The following is a 4,344-nucleotide window of genomic DNA, read 5'->3' on the forward strand; positions in this document are numbered from 1 at the left end:
GGTAATCGATGTCTCCATCAAACCCGGGGCGCTTCACTGCGCGCCCCGAACAACCCGCCGGGCCCTGGGCTGTACGTTTCGATGCGTGTGATTCCGCGGGCTCGGAGCTCAGGATGGGTGCGCCGAGCCCTTATGTGGACCTGCATCGGTGCGCCTTTTCCGAGCTCGATCACGACTTTCAGGTGAGGCATGTGTGCCATCAGCTCGGCCAAGATGTCCGCTCCTAGGTGCACCTGGTCCTGGGTCAGGTCGGCTCGACCGTTGCCCAGTGACCAGGGGTAGGCATTCCACGGCAAGTAATCGGCGTAGGCGATACCGCTCGACTTGAGTTGTCCGGCGACGAAACGCGCAGCCTCATCGTCATTTTCTACAGACAGCATTTTGGTGCCTCCGGCACCGGTGACGTTGTCGGGAGGCGACGACAGTAGCCCCAACACGCGGGCATTGAGGCCACCGTGAATCGGCGCGATGTAGGGGACCACGCCGTGCGAAAGGTGGCGGCGGTTGAGGCCATCAATGAACACGTTGACGTCTTCGGTGGGACCATCGAACCGCTCTGCCCATTGGCGATCACGGTACGAAGGGGCGGACAAGCTCGGCACACGGTCCTCCTCGCGCAGGGCGCGGACGGCACGGTCTGGGTTGCTGCGGAGGCCCCAGAGTAGTGCCCCGGAGCTAGTTAATGTTGAAGTCGGTGATCGAGTTTGAGTGTGGTCCCATCTTGCGGCGAGCGACAGTCGCGCGCTGATCCACGGTCTTACGAAAACGGCGTGGTGATGGAACAGCGCTACGGAGAGAAGATGGCACGCCGTCAAACGGCGCGACCTAATCGACATTATCGGCGAGAAGTTCTGAGGCGCGGAGTGGGCTACGAATGCGTCCCTTAGGGGAGGTCTAACTCGGCGATTGTGTACCAGTCGAGCCCCATCTGAAGGGTCAGCCTGGCGAAGTCGGCGTTCGAAACGTGCACCCAGTCATTGCGGTCCGCAGACAAAATCTGGACAAATCCTGTCCAGCTACTTACTCGGTCGAGCATGCCGTCGTCGCGACGGTAGTACGAATGTGTTTCAAGCTTGCCGGGTTCCTCTGGGGACCCGAGGGGGGTACGCGGCGTGATGGTCGAAATAAGTCCTGGCCGCCCTCTCCATCGCCGGCCGCATGGCGGGCCGCCACGGCCGACTCTTCACCGACGCACTCCAGGTCGTCACGCTCCTTGGCACCCCGGCAGTCGGACTGCGAACTCTCGCCGCCGACGTCCCGACGCCGCCTACCGCCGCCGATTCGCCGCGACCGCCCAGACCCTTACCCGCGCCAGCGCCGAAGCCCCCACCGACGAGCTGTTCGAGATCCTCCTCGAGCAGGGCCGCGCCTTGCGTCGAGAGACCAAACGCCGCGACTCCCTTACCGCCGGCCCGAAGAAGAAGGCATGACCACGTTGACGCAGGCCCAAGCCGAGGTCGAGGTCCGCAGCGTCGTGATCGACCGCACCGACGCGGTCATCGACCGGGAGCAGATTTCGGACTGTGTAGACGTCTACCTCGCGAGCATCGAACGCGATCTGGGCCGCCCGATCGACCGCGACCACATCGACCGCGACACAGTGGCTCGGCTTATCGAAACCGTCGTCAGCCACGTCGAGGGATGACCCAGGAGTTAGATCCCCCGTTTGCATGGGCGGACTGTTAACCGGCCCCCGTCGTTGTTCACTGAAAAGGGCAGGTCATGGACGCCGTTACCCAGTTCCTCAACTCGATCCCAGGCTTTCAGGGCTCGATGCAGACCTTGAACCGCAACAACCTCGCCGTCCTCCAGGCCAATGGCATGGGAGACGCTTGGTGGATTCCAGGCTTCATCGCCGAGCAGCAGGCCGCGGGCTGGCTCTGACAGGCCCTCTGGCACCCGCTCGCGACGGCGCTTCCTGTTGTGGCAGGGAGCGCCGTTGACTGTGTACATCGTCGGCACCGGCCCCAGTGAGTTGCACGCTCACATCGACCTCGACTGCCGCCTGCGCGACCTCCACCACGATGGCGGGGCCGCGGTGTCCGTGGTGTCGACCGCCCACGAGGACGGGCACTGGTCGGTCGTAGCCGAGGTCTGGGACGACGCGGCGGGGGAGGGGACACGATGACCCCAGACGAAGCACGATCGCTGGGTCGAGCCATCCGCACCGTACGTCACGAAACCGGACTTACCCAGCTCAAGCTTGGGCTCGCCGCCGGCGTCAGCGGGAGCCAGATAAGCATCTGGGAGAGGGGCCAGGTCCCCGCCGCCCGAGGCCGGCCGGCCCACCCGCCGACCATGAACCGGCAGCAGCTCGCCGCCATCGCAGGCGCTCTGGGCTGCACCGCCGCGCACATCGCCGACCGTGCAGCCCTATCGGCCGCCACTCGAGTGAGCCTCGGCCTGCAACCCCTCGGGCCCTCGCGCACGCTCGTCGCGGGCATCGCCTACGACCTCACCGACGCCGAAGCCGTCCGAGTCGCCGATTTCATCGCCAGCCTCATCGCCGCCCGCGACCTTGACTGACCGGCGAAGTTGGAGATCCCCGCTACGGGCGGGTCTATATCGGAGACAGCGTGGGCGTCCAGTCCATGATCGCCTCGCACGCCAGGCACTCGTACGTCCGAGAACCCGGCCCCACCTGCCCGACCGGGGGCGGACGCCAGCCCACCAGAACACTGTCCGGGCCGAAAGCGTGCCCGTTCGGGCAATAGCCGGGCCGATCCTCAACAGCACTCATAGACCGCGACCGTAGTCGACAGACCCGACGGCCTCCCCCGACCGGACGCTGACGGTCCGCCCTATCTGACCGGGTCAATTAGCCGACTGTCATACCGATCGAGAGTGCGGACGTTGTTGACTGCCCGCGACACTGGCCTGGTTCGCAAAGTTGCTGCGACCGATCGGGACTCGACATCGAGGAGGTCGAGCAGATCGCCGGCCTGGTCCTTGTTGATCTTCCCCGGGGCGAGCCAGGTGTCCCACGCGGCCGGGGTCAGAAAGACCGGCATCCGATCGTGCACCTCGCCGGCCGCGTCCTCACCAGTGCGGGTGATGATGGTGAACGTCGTCCGCCAGTCGGCGTCCTCGCCCTCCCGGTGGAAAGCCAGCAGGCCGGCGGCGAGCAGGAGCTCGTCGTCGGGGCCGTGGACATAGCTCGGGTTCTTGACCTTCTTGCCGGCCTCGACGGACTCCTGCCACTCGAAATAGCCGGTCATCGGGACGACGGCACGTGCCGAGGCGAACGCCGAGCGGAACATGCCGTTCGTGGCGGCAGTCTCGAGACGGGCATTGATCGGTCGCGGACCCTTCTCCTTGGCCCACGACGGCCGCAGCCCCCACGTGGGCAGGAACGCTTCCCGAACTCGCTGATCGCCGATCAGGCGATCGCGGATCAGGCGATCGCGGATCACCGGCGCCCGCGTGCGAGGGGCCACCGAGTAGGTCGGCGACCACTCGAAGCTTGGCTCTGCACTGTCCAGGTCGAGGACACTGACCAAGGCGGTGCCGGAGATTGCCACCGAGTACCGACCACACATGCCGAGACGGTAGCAGTCACCACTCGTACGGACTTTGACCAGCTTGTCGAGGCTAATCCCCCTTCTTCACCGCTTCCCCTCCTCTTCTTCCTTCCTGATCCGCTCTGCGGCTCGCTTGGAGTACCGTCTCCACGCCGCGTATCCCTCGGCCACTGTCTGGCCTGGTTTTCGCTTGAAGACGCGGAGCCACTTTCCGCTGTGAATCGAGCCCTGCAGCCCGCACTGCGAGCACGTGAGCGTGCCCTCGATGTCGAGGGGCTCCCACCTGGTGACCGGGTGGGTTTTGGTGTCGATGACATCGACGCACCCCTGCTTGGTTCGGACATCCTCGTGCAGCCAGGTGAGGGTGTCGCCGTCGACGTCGATGCTTATCGGCTCCCCGGCCTTGATGACGATGGTGTTCATGGCCCCTCCAAGGCAGTGGGTACGTGATCGGTAGATACATCGGCTCCGGCGTCTAGAGCTGCACAGGTTCAAAGTCGACGTGGTGGGCGCTCGACGTCGTAGCCGTAAACCCCCTCCAACCTCGCTCGCAGGCGGCCCCGTTACCGCACGGTTGCAGGCCACCGGTCAGACGGCTTCGCCTTCCTATAGGACGGTATCGAGAAGGTCGGACAATCCCCGGGAGCGATGCAGCGCAGTACGACCAGGTCGACGTATTGGACGTTCTGCGCCCTAGCAGCGATGCGAACGGGCGCAAACGAACCGGGCAGCGACGTAGCCTGTTGCTAGAGCACAGAAGCTGACTCAACGGTGCCCGTCGCTTCTCACGTCCAGCTTCGCCCTGATCTTCCGTACCATCACG

Annotated in this window: 7 protein-coding genes; 4 read left to right on the top strand and 3 right to left on the bottom strand. The window is 65.0% G+C overall.

Annotated features, from left to right (window positions below; all coding sequences use genetic code 11):
• Window positions 1-17: 17 nt before the first annotated feature.
• Window positions 18-602, bottom strand: a complete 585-nt coding sequence (locus HMPREF3086_RS18475; RefSeq protein WP_141764020.1) for a uracil-DNA glycosylase family protein — start codon at window positions 600-602, stop codon at window positions 18-20.
• Window positions 603-1,426: 824 nt separating this feature from the next.
• Here HMPREF3086_RS18475 and HMPREF3086_RS06650 point away from each other — a divergent pair.
• The 4 genes from HMPREF3086_RS06650 to HMPREF3086_RS19905 all read left to right on the top strand — a co-directional run bounded on the left by HMPREF3086_RS06650 (window position 1,427) and on the right by HMPREF3086_RS19905 (window position 2,526).
• Window positions 1,427-1,645 (top strand): hypothetical protein, encoded by a 219-nt coding sequence (locus HMPREF3086_RS06650; protein WP_070720886.1) that lies wholly within the window; start codon window positions 1,427-1,429, stop codon window positions 1,643-1,645.
• 77 nt (window positions 1,646-1,722) lie between these two features.
• Entirely contained in the window at window positions 1,723-1,884 is a 162-nt protein-coding gene (locus HMPREF3086_RS18930; RefSeq protein WP_168169065.1) for a hypothetical protein, read from the top strand.
• A gap of 55 nt (window positions 1,885-1,939) precedes the next feature.
• A complete protein-coding gene (locus tag HMPREF3086_RS06655; RefSeq protein ID WP_141764021.1) occupies window positions 1,940-2,128 on the top strand; it encodes a hypothetical protein in 189 nt (62 codons plus the stop codon).
• A 170-nt stretch (window positions 2,129-2,298) separates the two neighbouring features.
• Window positions 2,299-2,526: a hypothetical protein gene (locus HMPREF3086_RS19905; protein WP_239550817.1), complete on the top strand. Its 228-nt coding sequence runs from the start codon at window positions 2,299-2,301 to the stop codon at window positions 2,524-2,526.
• Window positions 2,527-2,801: 275 nt separating this feature from the next.
• On the opposite strand, the gene HMPREF3086_RS06665 is transcribed toward HMPREF3086_RS19905, so the two are convergent.
• Both HMPREF3086_RS06665 and HMPREF3086_RS06670 read right to left on the bottom strand, forming a co-directional pair.
• Entirely contained in the window at window positions 2,802-3,539 is a 738-nt protein-coding gene (locus HMPREF3086_RS06665; RefSeq protein ID WP_070720893.1) for an SOS response-associated peptidase, read from the bottom strand.
• A gap of 66 nt (window positions 3,540-3,605) precedes the next feature.
• The gene (locus HMPREF3086_RS06670) at window positions 3,606-3,944 is read right to left on the bottom strand and encodes a hypothetical protein (protein WP_070720896.1); all 339 of its coding nucleotides are present in this window, start codon (window positions 3,942-3,944) and stop codon (window positions 3,606-3,608) included.
• Between the last annotated feature and the right edge of the window lie 400 nt (window positions 3,945-4,344).

It is taken from the genome of Dietzia sp. HMSC21D01 (genome assembly GCF_001815995.1).
Classification (GTDB): domain Bacteria; phylum Actinomycetota; class Actinomycetes; order Mycobacteriales; family Mycobacteriaceae; genus Dietzia; species Dietzia cinnamea.